The sequence below is a fragment of the Lichenicola sp. genome, from assembly GCF_965198575.1.
Lineage (GTDB): Bacteria > Pseudomonadota > Alphaproteobacteria > Acetobacterales > Acetobacteraceae > Lichenicola.
The window spans coordinates 2256890-2274631 of the sequence record NZ_OZ240671.1 but is presented as its reverse complement, the minus strand read 5'-3'; the positions used below and the strand labels follow the sequence as shown (position 1 = coordinate 2274631).

14 protein-coding genes and 1 riboswitch are annotated in these 17742 nt (G+C 67.6%); of the genes, 4 read left to right on the top strand and 10 right to left on the bottom strand.

Features of this window, described 5'->3' with window-relative positions; translation table 11 throughout:
• The first annotated feature begins 24 nt into the window (after positions 1-24).
• Positions 25-606 carry a 2'-5' RNA ligase family protein gene (locus ACOEQ2_RS10360; protein ID WP_419727901.1) on the top strand — a complete coding sequence of 194 codons (582 nt, stop codon included), beginning with the start codon at positions 25-27 and terminating at the stop codon, positions 604-606.
• 15 nt (positions 607-621) lie between these two features.
• Here the strand turns inward: ACOEQ2_RS10360 and ACOEQ2_RS10355 are convergent, their stop codons facing one another.
• Positions 622-1614, bottom strand: a complete 993-nt coding sequence (locus ACOEQ2_RS10355; RefSeq protein ID WP_419727900.1) for a 1-phosphofructokinase family hexose kinase — start codon at positions 1612-1614, stop codon at positions 622-624.
• A 134-nt stretch (positions 1615-1748) separates the two neighbouring features.
• Complete coding sequence (locus ACOEQ2_RS10350; RefSeq protein ID WP_419727899.1) at positions 1749-2108, bottom strand: hypothetical protein; 360 nt, start codon at positions 2106-2108, stop codon at positions 1749-1751.
• Between the two features lie 68 nt (positions 2109-2176).
• Positions 2177-2283: riboswitch (SAM-I-IV-variant riboswitch) on the bottom strand.
• Positions 2284-2381: 98 nt separating this feature from the next.
• Between ACOEQ2_RS10350 and ACOEQ2_RS10345 the strand changes: the two genes are divergently transcribed.
• The 3 genes from ACOEQ2_RS10345 to ACOEQ2_RS10335 all read left to right on the top strand — a co-directional run bounded on the left by ACOEQ2_RS10345 (position 2382) and on the right by ACOEQ2_RS10335 (position 7932).
• Positions 2382-5876: a S41 family peptidase gene (locus tag ACOEQ2_RS10345; RefSeq protein WP_419727898.1), complete on the top strand. Its 3495-nt coding sequence runs from the start codon at positions 2382-2384 to the stop codon at positions 5874-5876.
• 140 nt (positions 5877-6016) lie between these two features.
• On the top strand, positions 6017-7024 hold the full coding sequence (locus ACOEQ2_RS10340) for an SDR family oxidoreductase (RefSeq protein ID WP_419727897.1): 1008 nt from the start codon (positions 6017-6019) through the stop codon (positions 7022-7024).
• Positions 7025-7074: 50 nt separating this feature from the next.
• Positions 7075-7932, top strand: a complete 858-nt coding sequence (locus ACOEQ2_RS10335) for an SDR family NAD(P)-dependent oxidoreductase (RefSeq protein ID WP_419727896.1) — start codon at positions 7075-7077, stop codon at positions 7930-7932.
• A 24-nt stretch (positions 7933-7956) separates the two neighbouring features.
• On the opposite strand, the gene ACOEQ2_RS10330 is transcribed toward ACOEQ2_RS10335, so the two are convergent.
• From ACOEQ2_RS10330 to ACOEQ2_RS10295, 8 genes are all read right to left on the bottom strand, one after another.
• The gene (locus tag ACOEQ2_RS10330) at positions 7957-8961 is read right to left on the bottom strand and encodes an ABC transporter permease (RefSeq protein ID WP_419727895.1); all 1005 of its coding nucleotides are present in this window, start codon (positions 8959-8961) and stop codon (positions 7957-7959) included.
• Positions 8961-10484, bottom strand: a complete 1524-nt coding sequence (locus ACOEQ2_RS10325) for a sugar ABC transporter ATP-binding protein (RefSeq protein WP_419727894.1) — start codon at positions 10482-10484, stop codon at positions 8961-8963. Before ACOEQ2_RS10325 ends, ACOEQ2_RS10330 begins: the two co-directional genes overlap by 1 nt.
• Before the next feature lie 30 nt (positions 10485-10514).
• Positions 10515-11468, bottom strand: coding sequence for a sugar-binding protein (locus tag ACOEQ2_RS10320; protein WP_419727893.1), 954 nt, complete (start codon positions 11466-11468; stop codon positions 10515-10517).
• Positions 11469-11643: 175 nt separating this feature from the next.
• Positions 11644-12822, bottom strand: a complete 1179-nt coding sequence (locus ACOEQ2_RS10315; RefSeq protein WP_419727892.1) for an acetyl-CoA C-acyltransferase — start codon at positions 12820-12822, stop codon at positions 11644-11646.
• Positions 12819-13724: an SDR family NAD(P)-dependent oxidoreductase gene (locus ACOEQ2_RS10310; RefSeq protein ID WP_419727891.1), complete on the bottom strand. Its 906-nt coding sequence runs from the start codon at positions 13722-13724 to the stop codon at positions 12819-12821. Before ACOEQ2_RS10310 ends, ACOEQ2_RS10315 begins: the two co-directional genes overlap by 4 nt.
• A gap of 25 nt (positions 13725-13749) precedes the next feature.
• On the bottom strand, positions 13750-14517 hold the full coding sequence (locus tag ACOEQ2_RS10305) for a TetR/AcrR family transcriptional regulator (protein WP_419727890.1): 768 nt from the start codon (positions 14515-14517) through the stop codon (positions 13750-13752).
• A 59-nt stretch (positions 14518-14576) separates the two neighbouring features.
• Entirely contained in the window at positions 14577-16172 is a 1596-nt protein-coding gene (locus ACOEQ2_RS10300; RefSeq protein ID WP_419727889.1) for an AMP-binding protein, read from the bottom strand.
• Between the two features lie 7 nt (positions 16173-16179).
• Positions 16180-17538: an MFS transporter gene (locus ACOEQ2_RS10295; RefSeq protein ID WP_419727888.1), complete on the bottom strand. Its 1359-nt coding sequence runs from the start codon at positions 17536-17538 to the stop codon at positions 16180-16182.
• Positions 17539-17742 lie beyond the last annotated feature (204 nt).

Genomic DNA, 17742 nt, shown 5'->3' with positions numbered 1-17742 from the left:
TGCCCGGCGTCTAGCATGGGGCATATGACCACGCAACACGATGACCAGCCTGGCTCCGCGGCCGACCCGACCTCCTCACGCGGGCGTGCGCCGCTGCTGCTGACGGCGACGTTGGCCGAGCCTGTCCAGGCCCTGTTCCAGACCCTCCGAAACCAGCATTTTCCGGCCGATCGCAATGTGGTGCCGGTGCATGTTTCGTTGTTCCACCACCTCCCGGGCGAGGCCCGCGCCCCGATCGTACGGCGGCTGCAGGCGCTTGCGCTGGGCGACCTCCCGGAGCGCCCGGTGGTGCGTGTTGAGGCGCCGTTCCCGCTCGGTCGCGGCGTCGCGTTCCGGTTGCAGGCACCGGTGCTGCAGAGGATCCGGGCAGAGCTGGCCCGGGATTGGGCGGCCTGGCTGACACCACAGGACGCCCAGGGGTGGCGGCCGCACGTGACGGTACAGAATAAGGTGGAACCGCCGACCGCGCGGGCACTGCTCGATCAGCTGGCGCGCGGATTCGTGCCGTTCGAGACCGAGGCGGCCAGCCTGCAGCTCTGGCGCTATCTCGACGGCCCGTGGGAGCTGCTGGACACGTTCGCGCTGAAGCAGAGGGTGCCTGGGTAGCACCCTCAGGAATATTCAGGCCGGCGGTGGCAGGCGCTCGATCGTCATCTTGCCGAACTGCGCGAGCACCGCCGCGCGGTCCGGCAGGTTCGGGCCATGCTGAGCGAGCTTGGCCGCCGCGAACGACAGTGCCAGGCGTGCCACCCGTTCCGGCTCTGCCTTTTCCGACAACGCCGCCACCAGCCCCGCCACCAGCGCATCGCCGGCACCGACCGTGCTCGCGACATTCAGAATCGGTGGCCGGCCGAGCAGGACGTGGCGCTCGCTCACGAACAGCGCGCCCTCGGCGCCGCGCGACACCACTACCAGGCCGATCCCCTGGCGGCACAGCCGGTGTGCCGCCCGGACCATGTCGCCGAGGTCGGCAAACCGGCCACCCGCCCAGGCTTCGAGCTCCTGCTGGTTCGGCTTCACCGCCCACGGCATTGATTCGGGCGGCGAGGCCATGGCGTCCCGGAAGGCGCGGCCGCCGGCATCGAGGATCGCGCGAGCGCCCTGCCGGTTCAGCCCGGTGAGGATCTCGCGGTAGGTGCTGGGCGCCAGGCCCGGCGGCAGGCTGCCCGACAGCACGACGATCGAGCCTGGCACGACATCGGCTGCCAGCATCGCGCGGAACTGGTCCAGCTCGGTCTGCTCGGGGGTCAGGCCGGCCGGGTTGATGTCGGTGATGTCGCCCGTGGTGTCGTCCAGCAGCTTGATGTTGGTGCGGGTGTGGCCGGGGATCCGCACGAAGCGGTCGATGATCGCCTTGGCGGCGAAGAAGCTCTCGAAGGTCGGCGCATTATCGGCACCCAGCAGGCCGGTCGCGATGATCTGCGGTTCGTGCGACTGGCGCCAGTCGGAGAGACAGCCGGCCACGTTGATACCCTTGCCCCCGGCGGCCCACGCGGCGTCCGAGGCCCGGTGCACTGTGCCGGGGATCAGCTCCTTGAGCCGCATGGTCAGGTCGATCGCTGGGTTCAGCGTGACGGTGACGATGCCAGGCGTCGACGCGGGCTGGGTGGTCATCGGTTGGCGTCCTTTCCGGATACTGCCGGGCTGGTTCGTAGCCTCGCAGCCTACAGCCCGGACCGGAAGGGGCCACGACATGAAAGGCTGCTCATGCCCCCACCTTCATGCCGGCCACCTTCATGCCCGCCACCTCATGCCAGGCCGAGTGCCGCCCGGACCGCGATGCGGCGCAGCGCCTCCCGGGCGTCGCCGGCGCAGGCACGGGCGAGCAGCACCATCACGTGGCCACCATGATCGGGCAGCACACGATACAGGTGCGTCCAGGTCTCGCCCCCTGCCCGATGCAGCACCAGGTGCCAGGCCGCGGGGCGCGCACGGCCGAGATGGTCGGTCAGCGCGCTGGAGCAGACATACTCGGTCTCGTCACCGGCCCCGACGAAGAGCGGACGACGCAGCCGGTCATCGGCGCTGACGACGCCGGGCATGGTCGTGTCGGTACTGGTCGGGCTGGTCCGGGAAGTTTCAGCCTTGGTCGGCACGTCCAGCAGCACTATCCAACTCCGTCCGTCGGAGCCGGCTGGCCGTCGTCATGGATCGCGTGCGGCCCGCCTCGTGAGGCAGATGTCCCGTGGTTTGCCGGAAACGGCCGCATCTCCCTGACGGGACGCCACCTTGCCCGGGGAGGCAGGTTGGCGTTGGGGGCCAACCCAACTCCTGATGCGGGCGGGACGCTAGCGGCGCTGCAACTCGGGTGCAAGTCGCTTGACGCTCATCCGCACATGCCGTCCCCTCGAAACTCCCTTGTGGTCCAGGAACCCGTCTCGATGACCAACACGATCCGGTGTCGCCTCGCCTTGCTGATGGGGCTGCTGTCGGCGACGGCGCTGTCGACCGGAACCGCCCTCGCCCAGGGTGCCGCGCCCGCGGTGCCGCCGACGCTGATGCGATTCCCGAACTCGCATGGCGACCGGATCGTGTTCGTGGCGCACGGCAATCTGTGGACGGTGTCGAAGTCGGGTGGCACGGCGCAGCGGCTCACTGCCGATCCGGGCCAGGACCTGATGCCGCGCTATTCGCCGGACGGGCAGTGGATCGCCTTCACCGCCAGCTACCAGGGCAACCAGGACGTCTATGTGATCCCGGCCGGCGGCGGCGTGGCCCGGCGGCTGACCTTCCACTCCGACGTGGTGGCCAAGGCGCCGACCCGCTGGGGTCCGGACAACATGGTCGTCACCTGGACGCCGGACTCCAAGAACATCGTGTTCATGTCGCGCCGGATGGACTGGAATCCGTCGGTGCACCGGGTGTTCCAGGTGCCGGTCGCAGGCGGATTGCCGACGCCGCTGCCGCTCGATCGTGCCGGGCTGCTGACCTACGGGCCGGACGGCCACAGCATCGCCTACACCCGCATCTTCCGCGATTTCCGCACCTGGAAACGCTATGACGGCGGCCGTGCGCCGGACGTCTATACGTACGACTTCAACAGCAAGCAGCTCGTGCGCATCACCGACTTCAAGGGCAACGACACCTCGCCGATGTGGTACGGGCGGAAGATCTATTTCCTGTCCGACCGGGATGCGGCGCGGCGCGCCAACATCTGGGTCTATGACCTGGATAGCAAGCAGTTCACCCAGGTCACCCACTTCACCAATTACGACGTGGATTTTCCGTCGCTCGGCGTGAGTGCAGGGGCTGCCGCCACCATCACCTTCCAGCAGGGCGGCAAGCTGTGGTCGATCGACCTGCCGAGCCAGCAGTTGCACGAGGTCACGGTCAGCGTGCCGGATGACGGAACCCGGACGCAGACGCGTTGGACCAAGGTGGCCGACGCGATCCGCGCCACCGACACGTCGCAGAATGTCGACTACGCGCTGTCCCCGAACGGCGCGCGGGCGGCGTTCTCGGCACGCGGCGACCTCTTCACGGTGCCGGCGGAGCATGGCGCGATCCGCGATCTCACCAACACCAGCAACGCCGACGAGGACCACCCGGCCTGGTCGCCGGACGGCCGCACGATCGCCTACACCACCGACATCGGCGGCAGCCAACAGATCGCCGTGCGACCCGCGGTCCCCGGCCAGCCGATGACGCAGGCGACCGGCCAGAGCCCGGGCCAGACTGCCGGCATGCCCGCGGCTGGCGAGCGGCTCATCACCCACTTCAGGACGGGGTTCTATTACACGCCGGTATGGTCGCCGGACGGACGCACGCTGGCGGTGCCGGACGGCAACCATAATCTCTGGCTGGTCACCACCGACGGCAGCGAGCCCAGGCTGGTGGCGTCCAACACATACAACGAGATCCATGACGCGGCGTTCTCGCCGGACGGCAAGTGGCTCGCCTTCAGCACGCAGCGACCGAACCAGATGCAGGCGATCCATCTCTACGAGATCGCCGTGGGCCAGGACACGATCGTCAGCTCGCCGATGAACAGCGATTTCGATCCGTCATTCTCGCCGGATGGCAAGCTGCTACTGTTCGTGTCGAGCCGCCACGAGTTGCCGACTTTCTCCGATGACGAGCAGAATGTCGCCGCGCTGAAATCCAATGGCATCTACGCGGCGACCCTTTCCGCAACTGCAGCGTCGCCGTTCGCGCCGCAATCGGATGAGGGCATTGTCGACACCATTGCGACGCCGGCCGCTCCGCCAGCCCACGCGGCGCCTGGTCACACCACGAGCGCCCATGCTGATGCGGCGAAGGGCGACGCGAAACCATGGCAGCCGGGACTTTCGGCGCCGATCCATATCGATTTCGACGGCCTGATGCAGCGCGCCGTGCCTGTCCCGATCGAGCCCGCCGACATTACCGCAATGGATACGCGCGGCAGCCGGATCTTCTACCAGACACAATCGCCGCCATTGATCGAGGGCAACCTGCCCGGCGAGAAATCCGCCCTGCACGTGTACGACCTGACCACGCGCAAGGATGCGATCGTGGTCGAGGGGCTCGACAACTACGCGCTCTCCGCCGACGGGACCAAGGTCCTGTACAAGCAGGACAAGGAGTGGCACGTCATCGAGGCGAAGCCCGGTCACAGCAACGACAAGACCCTGGCACTCGACGCCATGCGCGCACGGATCGAGCCGACCCAGGAGTGGGCCGAGATGTTCGAGAACGCCTGGCGGCTGGATCGGGACCTGTTCTACAGCGCGGTGATGAACGGAAACGATTGGCAAGCGGTGCACGACAAGTACGTGAAGCTGCTGCCGCTGGTTGGCACGCGAGAGGACCTGAACTACCTGATCGGCCAGATCCAGGGCGAGATCGGCAACTCGCACACCTATGTTGGCGGCGGCGACGACGGCAACCCGACCGACGCGGTGAGCACGCCGCTGCTCGGCGTCGATTATGCGCTCGACAGTGCCAGCGGACGCTACCGGTTTGCGAAAATCTATCCCGGCGACAACACCCGCAAGCGCTATCGCAGCCCGCTCACCGAGCCCGGCGTCAATGTGCATGAGGGCGATTATCTGCTCGCGGTGAACGGCCAGCAGCTGAAGGCGCCTGCGGACCCGGAAAGCCTGTTCGTGGGACTGCAAGGTCCGGTGACGCTGACGGTCTCGGCATCCGCCACGGCAACGCCCCGCGACGTGACGGTGGATCCGATCCCGAACGAGCTGGCAGTGCGAGAGCAGTACTGGATCGACCACAACCGGCAGAAGGTGGACAAGCTCTCGGGCGGTCGTGTCGGCTACATCTACCTGTCCGACATGGAGAGCCTGGGGATGGAGCAGTTCATGCGCCAGTTCTATCCACAGATCGACAAGCAGGCGCTGGTCATCGACGACCGCTGGAACAATGGCGGGTTCATCGACCAGATGGTGCTGGAGCGGTTGCGTCGTGTGCTGATCGGCATGTCCACCAACCGCGAGCGCGCCGCGATGACGATCCCGCGGCAGCTGGTGGACGGGCCGAAGGTGACGCTGATGAACCACTACTCGGCGTCGGACGGCGACATCTTCCCGTACTATTTCCGCAAGTACGGGCTCGGCAAGCTGGTCGGCACCCGCACCTGGGGCGGCGTGCGCGGCATCCGCGGCGAGTGGACGATGCTCGATGGCGGCTACATCACCGTCCCCGAGGACAGCCTGTACGGCACCGACAGCCAGTGGATCATCGAGAACCATGGCGTCGATCCGGACGTCGAGGTCGAGGATGTGCCGTCGGAGTACCAGACCGACCACGACATCCAGCTCGAGACCGGGGTGAAGCTGCTGACCGACCAGCTCGGCCAGACCCCGCACGGGGTGCCGGCGCCGCCCCCGCTGCTGCCGGCCTATCCGAAGGACGGCCAGGTCCCGCCGATGAGCCACTGAACCCGGAACAGGCATCGGCCCGGCAGGCGTTCACGAGTTCGTTCGACGCCGGCTTTTGCCCGGGGGCGGGCGTTGGTTCGCACGTCGCCCGACCCAGCTGATGGTCGGGTGCGGGCCTTTGCCCGGACGTGGGGGCAGGCATGTCGGAACAGCAAACATCAGGCGTCGTCATCATCACCGGCGGCTCGTCGGGGATCGGTCTCAGCACCGCCCAGCTTTTTGCCCAGAAAGGCTGGCGCGTCGGCCTGATCGCGCGCGGCATCGCGGCACTGGACGCGGCGGCGGAGTCGCTGGCCGCGGACCCCGCAAGCGTTGCGACCGCAATCGCCGACGTGACGGACGGCGCCGCACTCCGCCAGGCGGCCGCGACGATCATCGAGGCGCTCGGTCCGGTCGATGTCTGGATCAACAATGCCGGGGTCAGCACCTTCGCGCATTTCACCAACATGTCGGACGAGGAATTCCGCCGCGTCACCGACGTCGTCTATATGGGCACGGTCAACGGCACACGTGTCGCGCTCGAGCAGATGCGGCCACGCAACGCCGGCACCATCGTCAATGTGTGCTCGGCGATCGGCCTGCGCGGCACTCCGCTGCTCTCGGCCTATTCCGGTGCCAAGTGGGCGATGCGCGGCTTCACCGAGGCGGTCCGGGCCGAGCTGATCGCCGAGCGCAGCCGTGTGCATATCAGCGTCGTCTATCCGCCAAGCGTCAACACGCCGTTCTACAGCCACGCCACCGCCCGGATCGACGGCCTGCCGCGGCCACCGCCGCCGGTCTATCAGCCCGAGCTGGTCGCGGACGCGATCCATTTCGCCGCGACCAGCCGCCGCCGCGATGTCCTTGTCGGCGGCCAGACGGTGCAGCTCGGACTGCTCAATGCGGTCGCCCCGGCGCTCGCCGACCGGCTGCTCGCCAGTTTCGGGCCGCGCAGCATGACCTCGTCGAACCAGGGCATCGCCGACGCGCGCGACGAGAACCTGTTCCGGCCGACGTCGCGCGTGTCCTCGACGCACGGCCCATTCGACCGTGAGGCGCGGTCCAGGAGCGTCCAGCTCTGGGCCACCAAGAACCGCCCCAGCCTCAAGTCGGCACTGACCTTCGGCGCCGCGGTGTGCGGGCTGATGGTGGTGGGGCGTCCGCGTTAGGCAAGGAGAGATCGCATATGTCGGATCAAGCGCAGGTTGACGCCGGTCGCATGTTTCGCCTCGATGGCAAGACCGCACTGGTGACGGGGGCTGCACGCGGCATCGGTCGCGCCGCGGCCATCGCGCTGGCCCGGGAAGGCGCGCACGTCATCGGTGCGGACGTCGCCTCCGCCGTCGACCAGACGCTCGAGGTCGTGCCGGCGACAGCGGCGGAGCTGGCCGAAACCGGCCGGCTGGTGGAGGCGGCCGGTGGGCGCTGGATGAGTGTCACCTTCGACCAGCGCGATATTGCCGCCGTTCGGCAGGCGGCGGCGCACATCAAGACCGAGATCGACGGGCTGGACATCATCTTCGCCAATGCCGGGGTGCAGGCCTTCAAGCCGTTCCTGGAGATGGCGGACGAGGATTGGCACACCCAGATCAACGTGAACCTGAACGGCACTGCCAACGTGCTGCGGGTGTTCGCACCGATGCTGGTGGAGCGCGGCGCCGGGCGGATCATCGTGACGTCCTCGACGCAGGGACGGCACGGCACGAAGTTCGGGGCGGCGTATTCGACGACGAAATGGGGCCTGATCGGGCTGGCGAAGTCGCTCGCCATGGAGCTGGGACAGCACCACATCACCGTCAACGTGCTGATCCCGGGGCTGATCGACACGCCGCTCACCCGCAACGAGGGACGCTACAAGCAGGCCATCCAGGTGGCAGGCAAGGAGCCTTCGGGGGATGAGTCGAAGGACGAGGAGACCGCCAAGGAGGGCCTGATCGCGAAGTCGCCGCTGGGCGTGCCGTGGATCGATCCGAACGACGTCGCGCCGATGGTGGTGTTCCTGGCCTCCGACGAAGCCCGGATGATCACCGGCGCCAGCTTCGAGGTGACCGGCGGCGACAGCGCCAACATGCCGTAGAGCCCAGGTTGGTTCCGCAGGCGGTCAAGGGGCCGCCTGTGTCTGCTTCCTGACTTCCGCAGCCGTCGAGCGCAGTGACCGTATCGACGGGATCGCGCGACGGATGAAGGGCTGGTCCGCGAGAACACCGATCAGGATGACCGTCCCCATGACCGCGAAATTCAGCGAACTCGGGATGCCCAGGATATTCACCAGGTTCTGCAGCACCTGGAGCAGGGCGGTGCCGAGGACGATCCCGATGATCGAGCCCTCGCCGCCACGCAGGCTGCAGCCGCCCAGCACTGCGGCCGCGATCGCGTAGAGCTCGTAGAAATTGCCGAACGAGGATGGCGAGACCGAGTTCGTGTAGAACACCAGGCAGATCGTCGCGAGGCCGGCCAGCCCGCCGCTGATGATGTAGGCGCCGGTGACGATCGCGCCGGTGCGGATGCCGGAGAAGCGCGCCGCTTCCTCGTTGCGACCGATCGCGAACAGGTAGCGGCCGAACACCGAGCGGTGCAGCAGCACGCCCATGACGACAGCAACCAGGATCAGCAGGATGAACGGGTGCGGGATCCCCCAGGTGCGACCCGATGCCAGCCAGCCGAGCCAGTCGAAATCGTCGCTGTACCCGAACCCCATGGTGGCGTCGGTGGTGTAGTAGCGGGCGGCACCACGGTAGATCAGCAGGCCGCACAGGGTGACGACGAAAGGCTGGAGGCGGGCCTTGGTGACCAGCAGGCCCTGCACGGCGCCGAGCACGATGCCGCCCAGCACGATCGCCAGGATGGCGAGCGGCCAGGGCACGCCGCGATTGACCAGCAGGTCGATGAAGATGACTCCGAGCAGCGAGAACATCGAGCCGACCGACAGGTCGATGCCGCCGGTGATCACCACCAGCCCCTCGCCGATCGAGAAGATGCCGAACAACCCGATGAGGTTGGCCATGTCGAGCAGGTTGACCGCGGACAGGAAGCGCGGGTTCAGGATCGCGGTGATGCCGCCGACGACGATCAGGAGGAGCAGGAGCCCCCAATCCTTGCGGGCCATTAGACAGACTCCAGATGTTCGGCGGGCTGGCCGATGGCGAGACGCAGGACGTTGATTTCGGAAAAGTCGGCGCGATCGAGGATGCCGCTGATCTCGCCCTCATGCATGACGGCGACGCGATCGGAAACGCCGATGACCTCTTCCATGTCGCTCGAGATCATGACGATGGCGACGCCGTCATCGGCGAGTGCGCGCATCAGCGTGTAGATCTCGCCCTTGGCGCCGACATCGATGCCGCGGGTGGGCTCGTCGAAAATAATCAGGCGCGGCGCCATCGAGAGCCACTTGGCGAGCACCACCTTCTGCTGGTTGCCGCCGGACAGGGTCGCAGCGTGGATTTCGACATTGGGCGTCTTGATCCGGAGCGAGACCTGCTGTGCGCGTGCCGTCGTCGCCTCGGCGTCGCGATCGATCAGGTTGAAGCGGGCGTAGCGGCGCAGGCTCGCGAGCGAGATGTTCTCCGAGAGCGGCATCTCGAGGACCAGGCCCTGGCCCTTGCGGTCCTCCGGCACGAGGTAGATGCCCTGCGCGATCGCCCCGCGCGGCGAGCGGACCTCGACACGCTCTCCGGCCAGGCGGACCTCGCCGGACAGGATCGGATCGACCCCGAACAGCGCCCGGGCGAGCGAGGTGCGGCCGGAGCCGACCAGTCCGGCAAGGCCGAGGATTTCGCCGCGATGGACGCTGAGCGAGATTGCGCGATCCGGAAAGGCGCTGGTGACGACACGATCGACGACGCAGAGCTCGCCCCCGGCGGGTGTGCGCGGCGGGGTATAGAGGGAGCGCAGGTCGCGGCCGATCATCAGGCGGATCATCGCGTTATGGTCGATCTCGTCCCGCGACAGCTCGCCGGCGACGCGTCCATCGCGCAGACAGACGACGCGGTCGGCGCACAGCTTCACCTCGTGCAGGCGGTGGCTGATGTAGATGACGGAAACGCCGGACGCACGCAGCTCGGCAATGACCTGCAGCAGGCGGTCGGTTTCCTGCAGGGTCAGGCTCGAGGTGGGCTCATCCATGATGATGACGCGCGCATCGACCGACAGCGCCCTGGCGATCTCGACGAGCTGGCGTTGCGCGATGAGCAGCCGCGACACGCTGGTTTCCGGGCCGAAATCGGCACCGAGGCGTTCGAGCAGCGGGCGCGCCAGGTCGTGCATGCGCCTGGTGCGGACGAGCCGCAGCGGACCGCCCGCGACCGGCTCGCGCCCGAGGAAGATGTTGGCGGCAACGTCGAGATTGTCCAGGACGGTCAGTTCCTGGTGGACGAAGGCGATGCCGGCCTGGGCGGCGTCGGCGACGGTCATGGTGCTGTGCGCCACCCCGTCGACGACGATGCTGCCGGCACTCGGCTGCACGACGCCGCCGAGGATTTTCATCAGCGTCGATTTGCCGGCGCCGTTCTCGCCGATCAGTCCGAGGACGATGCCAGCCTCGACGGTGAGGCTGACATCCTCCAGGGCTCTCACACCTGCATAGGACTTGCTGATCCCGACCAGGGACAGCAGCGGCGGGGGCGACATGCGAGGCGCTGCCCTGGAGCTATCCCTGCGCTACTTCGCAGCCAGCATCTTGCGCATGCTCTGCTGGAACTCGTGCACGTTGTCCTTCTGGATGACCCGCGTCGGAATGATGATCAGGTGGTTGGCGGGGATGAAGGACTTGTCGCCGTTGATGTATTTCACCAGGTCGGTCATCGACTGGTAGCCGAACTCGAACGGCTGCTGCACGATGGTCGACTGGATCGTGCCGTCGGCGACGCCGCGCAGCGTCTGCGCATCCTCGTCGAAACCGACGACCTTGATCTTGCCGGACATGCCGGCATCCTTCACCGCCGAGTAGATCTGCGGCGTGTTGTAGTTGTAGAGCCCGACGAGAACATCGAGGCCGCCCTTGGCGAGCGCGTCCTGTACGTTGGCTTTCGCCTTGGCGAAGTCGCCGCCATCGGTGCGGATATCGACGATCTGGATGTTGCTGCCCTGCAGGCCTTCCTTGATTCCCTCGACGCGCTCGCGAGCGTTATCGGCGTCCATGGTGCCGACGAAGGCCATCATCTTGCCGCCGTTCGGCAGCGCCTTCTTGATTTCACCGGCAGCCTGCAGACCGGCTGCCTTGTTGTCGGTGCCGATATACAGCACGCGGTTGGAGTTCGGGGCGTCGCTGTCGGTCGTGAACAGGACAGCCTTGCTGGCGACCTTGTTGAATTCCTCGGTGGAGTTCTTCGGGTCGATCGCGGAGATCGAGACGCCGGCGATCCCGTTGGCGAGCAGGTCGTCGAGTTCGCGACGCTGCTCGGCTGCCGTTGCCTGGCCGGTGACGATGACCTGCATCGTGTAATCGGGATGCTCGCCCTGGGCCTTCATGACGCCGGCGCGGGCGACTGTCCAGAAATCGGCCGAGACGTTGGTGATCAGCGCAAGGGACTTCTTCTGCTGGGCACCTGCTGGTGCACCGCACAATGACAGGGTGGCCGCCCCCATGAGAGCAGCCTGGATCAGGCGACGCATATTTCCTCCGGGTCTTTGTTTTTTATCCGGCGCTCTTGGCAGCGCTTCGGCGATGCTAGGTCACTTCATTGCGGTCTGGATAGGTGGTTCCTCGACGGCGCTCTTCACGGTAGCGAAAATCTGATGGCGATCGAGGACGGCGCGACACCGATCAGGTCGCGTTCCACCGTGCCGCCTACAGGACCTCGAACAGGCCGGCCGCTCCCATGCCGCCGCCGACGCACATGGTCACGACGACTCGCCTGGCTCCGCGACGACGACCCTCGATCAGCGCATGCCCCACCATGCGGGCGCCCGACATGCCATAGGGGTGTCCGATCGCGATCGACCCGCCATTCACGTTGAGGCGCTCCTCGGGAATCCCGAGCCGGTCCTGGCAGTACAGCACCTGCACCGCGAACGCCTCGTTCAGCTCCCAGAGGTCGATATCGTCCACCGTGAGCCCGAAGCGTTCGAGCAGGCGCGGGACGGCGAAGACCGGGCCGATCCCCATCTCGTCCGGCCGGGTACCGGCGACCGCCATGCCGACATAGCGCCCGAGCGGTTCGAGGCCACGACGCTCGGCTACACCGGCTTCCATGAGCATGCTGCAGGCGGCCCCGTCCGAGAGCTGGCTGGCGTTGCCGGCGGTGATGATGCCGCCGGGCAGCACGGTCCTGAGTGCGGCGAGCCCGTCCAGCGTCGTGTCCGGGCGCGCGCCCTCGTCCCTGGCCAGGGTGACTTCGCGCAGGCTGCTCTCGCCGCTCGCCTTGTCCACCACCCGCATGTGCGCGGTGACCGGGACGATCTCGTCGTCGAACAGGCCGGCCTCGTTCGCCGCCCGCACCCGTTGTTGCGAGCGCAGCGCGTAGCGGTCGCAGCGGTCGCGGTCGATGCCGTAGCGCTCGGCTACCACTTCGGCGGTTTCCAACATCGGCATGTAGGCGTCAGGCTGGTTCTGCGAGAGCCAGGGGTCGCGGTCCAGCCGGTATGCGTCGGTCTGCACCAGCGAGATCGATTCGACGCCGCCGGCGAGCACGACATCCATCCGGTCGACGATGATCTGCTTGGCCGCCGTCGCGATCGCCATCAGACCGGACGCGCATTGCCGGTCGAGGGTCATCGCCGGAACACTGGCCGGCAATCCAGCTCGCAGCACGGCGTTGCGCGCGATCGTGACCTGGATGCCCTGCGGCATCGCGCAGCCGAGCAGCACGTCGTCGATCTCGTCCCCGGCCACCCCGGCGCGCGCCACCGCCGCGGTGATCGCGTGTGCTGCGAGTTCCGTGGCCGGCGTGGCGTTGAAGGCGCCTCTGTATGCGCGGCCGATCGGCGTGCGTGCGGTCGAGACGATGACGGCGTCACGCATGCTCATGCCCCCTCTCCGGCCGTTGCGGCGCGTTCTGCGCTCGCCACTTCGCGCTCGGCCTGGACGAAGCCACGCTCGGGCACGATCGCCTGCGTTCGATCGGCGATGGCGCCGAGTTCCGCGACCACCCGCTCCGCCGCGTCCGCACCGCCGCCGATGAACCGGCCGGCCGAGAGATCGATGCTCGCGGCCGCGAAATGTCCGGCACCGGCGCACAGGATCATGCGTGTCGGCGCCGCATCGCCGGCCAGTGCCAGCAGCGCCGGACTGACCAACGCGGGATCGAGCCGCTCGAGGCTTTCCGGGGGCAAGACGCCCTCGGTCATTCCTGTCGCGGCGGACGGCGCCAGGCAGTTCACCCGGATCCCGTACCGCTCGCCCTCGATCGCCAGCGTCTGCATCAGGCCGACGAGAGCCATTTTCGCAGCGCCATAATTCGCCTGGCCGAAATTGCCGAACAGGCCGGACGATGATGTCGTCAGCACGATGCGGCCGTAATTCTGCGCCCGCATCGTGTCCCAGACCGCATGCGTGCAGATCACCGCACCCATAAGATGGACCTCGACGACCAGCCGGAAGGCGTCGAGCGTCATCTTGCCGAAGCTCTTGTCGCGCAGGATGCCGGCATTGTTGACCAGGATGTCGATGCGGCCGTGGCGCTCCACTACCGATTGCACGAGGGCGCCGATCGCAGCTTCGTCGGTCACCGAGGCGGCGATCGCCAACGCCTGGCCACCCGCTGCCGCGATCTCGTGCGCCACCGCATCCGCCGCCGCCTGGTCGAGGTCGTTGACCACGACCCGTGCGCCACGGCGGCCGAGGAACAGCGCGTGCTGGCGGCCGAGACCGCCGCCTGCCCCGGTGACTATCGCGACACGACCCTCGAACGCCATCGACAGCTCCTTCATGGTGCAGGACCAGTCTAGGTCCGGACTACTTCACTCTCAAGGGAGTGAATGACTGACCACCCCGAGCCTTTCTGGCACCAGCAGGAGTCCGTGGCTGGGCGTTTCCGGGCGCCGTCGGACCGCTGCACATCGCAACGAGGCCGGCTGCCATGAAGCGGGCCATCCGCGCCTTGACGGCGGGAAAGTCGTCGGACCTGCACAGCCCGCCCGAGAGCGTGTCGATCCGGCCGGTGCGGGCCAGGGTCAGCAGCAGCGCGCCGGTAATGAAGTGGTAGCCCCAGAAGATGTCCTCCGGCGGACAATCCGGCAGCGCCTGCCTGAGCAGCCCGATCAGCCGCATGACCACCGGATCGAAATGCCGGTTCATCAGGTCGGCGCCCCATTCCGGCGTGCTGGCCACCTGGGCGCCGAGCGCTCCGTAGTTCTTCCAGGACTCGCCCCCCTCGATATAGAGGTCGAAATCGGTGTCCAGAAACGCGTGCACCGCGCCCTCGACGGTGGGACTGCCGTTGCACGCCGCCTCGTACTCGTCGAGCGCCTGCATGCGCCGGCTGACCGACACTGCCGCTCGCCTGGCGAATACCGCCTCGAACAAAGCGGGCTTATCGTCGAAATAATAGTTCAGCAGCGTGTGGTGCACCCCGACCCGACCTGCAACGTCCTTCAGGGTGACGCCATAGAAGCCGTGCCGGGAGAAGAGATGCTCGGCCGCGTCGAGGATCAGCTCGGTGGTGTCGGCCCGTTGCGCGGCCTTGGTGGTGCGCTTGCGCGGGGGCGTAGGGGTTTCGGTCAAGCTGCTGCCTTATCCTGGTCGCGGTCACGACCGAGGGGGGCAAATGCCGCATGCCTTCCTCAGCCGCCTCCATATGTCGATCGCAGCCGTATCTTGTCGATCTTCCCGGTCGGTGTCAGGGGCATGGCCGGGAGCAGGACCACCGTGTCGGGCAGCCACCAGGACGCCACCCGGCCACGCAGCGTCTCGATGAGCGTCTCGCCGGCGACCGCACGGCCGTCCCGCGTCTCGACCAGCAGCACCGGTCGCTCGCCCCACTTCGCATCCGGGCGGCCGATCACGGCGGCCAACGCCACGTCCGGATGGGCGCCGACGATGGCCTCGATCTCGCCCGGATTGATCCACTCGCCACCTGACTTGATCAGGTCCTTGGCGCGGCCGGTGATGCTGAGATTGCCGTCCGCATCAATCCGGGCCAGGTCGCCGGTCGGGAACCAGCCAGACGCGTCGGTCGCCGGCTCCGCCTCCCCGAAATAGCGCTCGATCACGCTGGCGCCACGCACCCGCAAATGCCCCTCCGGCCCACGCTGGTCCGGCAACGGCACACCGTCCGCATCGGTCAGCAGCAGGTCCATGCCGATCGCGGGCTTGCCGGACAGGCCGGCGGACCGCTCCGGGGCATTTGCCGGCGACACCGTCCCGGACGGCGACAGCTCGGTCATGCCCCAGCTGGTCTGCACCTTGACCCCGAGCCGGCGCTCGAGCCGCGCCATCAGGGCCGGCGGCAGCGGTGCGCCGCCCATCAGGATCCGTTGCAGCGAGGGCAGCGTGCCGCCGGTCGCCTCGAGATGGTCGAGCAGGCCGAGCCAGACCGTGGGCACGCCGACCGCGATCGTCACCGCCTCGGCCGCGATCAGCTTGGCCAGGCTGGCGCCATCCATCTGCCGCCCCGGCAGCACCAGTTTCGCCCCAGCCGCGGGCACCGCGAAGGGCAGGCCCCAGGCGCAGGCATGGAACATCGGTACCACCACCAGCACGCTGTCCGCCGCGCTGATCCCGATCACATCGGTCTGCAACAGGCGCAGGGCGTGCAGGAAGCTCGCGCGGTGGGTGTAGGTGACGCCCTTCGGAGGGCCGGTGGTGCCGGACGTGAAACACAGGCCGGCAGGCGCCCGCTCGTCGAACTGTGCCCAGGCGGGATCCGGCTCGCTGGCCCAGCCGATGAGAGGTTCGAGCGCGCGCTCGTCGGCTCGCACAGCCTCGGGGTCCTGGCGGGTCGCCTCGCCATCAATGACCAGGACGTGCTCGATGCTGGGCGCGAGAGCTGCCAGCGCGCGGGCCAGCGGCAGGAGGTCGGCGCTGGCGATCAGCACGCGGTCGGACGCGGCGGTGGCCATGGCCCCGAGCTGGGATGCCGTCTGCCGCGGGTTGAGCGTGTGGCAGACCGCGCCGATCCCCATGATCCCGTACCAGCTCTCGACATGCGCCTGCGTGTTCCAGGCGAGCGTCGCCACATGCTCGCCTGGTCCCACACCGAGCCCGGCGAGCACGGTGGAGATGCGCCGGCTGCGATCCCGAAGTCCGGCGTAGCCGATCCGCTCGACCTGGCCCGCATTGCCGGCGGTGACCACCTCGCGACGTGGATGCCACCTGGCCGCATGGTCGAGAAACCGATCCAGCCGGAGCGGGAAGTCCTGCATGGCCCCGTCGATCATCCCGGCGTCACTCCAATGCAGCTTGCGTGACACCGGCAGGCGGAGCTGCCTCGGGATCACGCCGGATGCGGCTCAGCAGGAAGATCGGCACCAGTGCCACCGCCGAGCAGATCGCGATCACGACGAAGCCGGAGCTGCTGTGGCCGGACCAGCTTTCAGCGATGCCGAACAGATACGGTCCGACGAATCCGCCGGTGAGGCCCATCGTGTTGATGGCGGCGAGCCCGGCCGCAGCCTGCACGCCGTTCAACTGCCGCATCGCGATCGCCCAATAGACCGGGAGCACGCCCACGCCGAAGGCCGACCCGCAGATGATGAGCAGCAGCTTCAGGACATGATCGGTCGTGGTGGAGAAGCCGAGCCCGCACAGCAGGAAGCCGATCGTCACGGCTGCCAGGAACAGGCTGTCGCTCGAAACGCGGCGATGCACCCGAGGGACCACCAGCACGCCGATCAGTGCGCCGATGCCGATGCTGCTCGACAGCACGCCGACCAGGAGCGGCGACGTGACGTTCATCTGGTGGATGGCGCTCGGCGTGAAGAACACCAGGCCGAGCCAGCCGACCTGGTTCAGGAAATAGATCAGGCCGATCAGCAACGTCGTGGGAGACGCCAGCGCCCTGGCCCAGCCCTTGGCCTCGATCGCCGCATGCTGTTCCACCGTCGCGATGGCGCGCCGCTCCAGCAGGCCGGCCTCGTCGGCCGTCAGCCATGCCGCCGCGCGTGGCCGGTCCGGCAGTTTGAACCACAGGAACACGCCGATCAGGATGGTCGGCAGGCCCTCGATCAGGAACATCCACTGCCAGCCACGTAGTCCCCCGGTGCCGTCCAGGGTCATCAGTGCGCCGCCCAGAGGGTTTCCGAAAATCAGCGCGATCGGCGGCCCGAGATAGAGCCAGCTCACGACGATCGCGCGCTCACGGTAGGCGAACCAGCAGGTGATGAGATAGAGCAGGGCTGGAAACAACCCGGCCTCGGCTGCACCGAGCAGCAGGCGCAGCGCATAGAACGAATAGTCGCCGCGGACGAAGATCATGGCCGCGGACACCGCACCCCATGTGACGGCGATGCGCGAGATCCAGCGGCGTGGGCCGATCCGGTAGGCGATGAGGTTGCTGGGCACCTCGAGAAACGCATAGACGAGAAAGAACAATCCGGAGCCGAGCCCGTAGGCGGCCGGCCCGATGCCGAGCTCATGCTGGAACGCCGGTTTTGCCAGCGCGACATTGCTGCGGTCCAGGAACGAAAACAGGTAGATCAGGATGATCATCGGCACCAGCACGCGCATCGCCTTGCGTGCGGCCGCGTCGTAGGCTCGGTCCTCGGCCGGATTGGGCTGTCGTAGGGCCGCGATTTCGATCGTCATGGTATTTCCCCTCTCTCATCCGGCTCTGGCGGCCGGTTGCAAAGAATTCGTTATGGCGGCGTGGTGGTCATCTCGCCGTGCAGCACCCGGCGGTCTCGTTGCCTGTGCCGGTTTGCCGTTGGTCCGGGCGACCGGCATCGATGCGACCTTGCGGGGCCATGGCGGTTCTCCTCAGGGGGCCATCTGACGCGGTCCCTCCGACCA

Excerpts from the sequence above, each read along its gene's own strand:
- ACOEQ2_RS10315 (WP_419727892.1), bottom strand. The coding sequence starts at position 12,822 with ATGAGCATGCGTGACGCCGTCATCGTCTCGACCGCACGCACGCCGATC.
- ACOEQ2_RS10330 (WP_419727895.1), bottom strand. The coding sequence starts at position 8,961 with ATGGCCCGCAAGGATTGGGGGCTCCTGCTCCTCCTGATCGTCGTCGGC.
- ACOEQ2_RS10325 (WP_419727894.1), bottom strand. The coding sequence starts at position 10,484 with ATGTCGCCCCCGCCGCTGCTGTCCCTGGTCGGGATCAGCAAGTCCTAT.
- ACOEQ2_RS10345 (WP_419727898.1), top strand. The coding sequence starts at position 2,382 with ATGACCAACACGATCCGGTGTCGCCTCGCCTTGCTGATGGGGCTGCTG.
- ACOEQ2_RS10340 (WP_419727897.1), top strand. The coding sequence starts at position 6,017 with ATGTCGGAACAGCAAACATCAGGCGTCGTCATCATCACCGGCGGCTCG.
- ACOEQ2_RS10355 (WP_419727900.1), bottom strand. The coding sequence starts at position 1,614 with ATGACCACCCAGCCCGCGTCGACGCCTGGCATCGTCACCGTCACGCTG.
- ACOEQ2_RS10295 (WP_419727888.1), bottom strand. The coding sequence starts at position 17,538 with ATGACGATCGAAATCGCGGCCCTACGACAGCCCAATCCGGCCGAGGAC.
- ACOEQ2_RS10360 (WP_419727901.1), top strand. The coding sequence starts at position 25 with ATGACCACGCAACACGATGACCAGCCTGGCTCCGCGGCCGACCCGACC.
- ACOEQ2_RS10320 (WP_419727893.1), bottom strand. The coding sequence starts at position 11,468 with ATGCGTCGCCTGATCCAGGCTGCTCTCATGGGGGCGGCCACCCTGTCA.
- ACOEQ2_RS10300 (WP_419727889.1), bottom strand. The coding sequence starts at position 16,172 with ATGATCGACGGGGCCATGCAGGACTTCCCGCTCCGGCTGGATCGGTTT.
- ACOEQ2_RS10310 (WP_419727891.1), bottom strand. The coding sequence starts at position 13,724 with ATGAAGGAGCTGTCGATGGCGTTCGAGGGTCGTGTCGCGATAGTCACC.
- ACOEQ2_RS10335 (WP_419727896.1), top strand. The coding sequence starts at position 7,075 with ATGTTTCGCCTCGATGGCAAGACCGCACTGGTGACGGGGGCTGCACGC.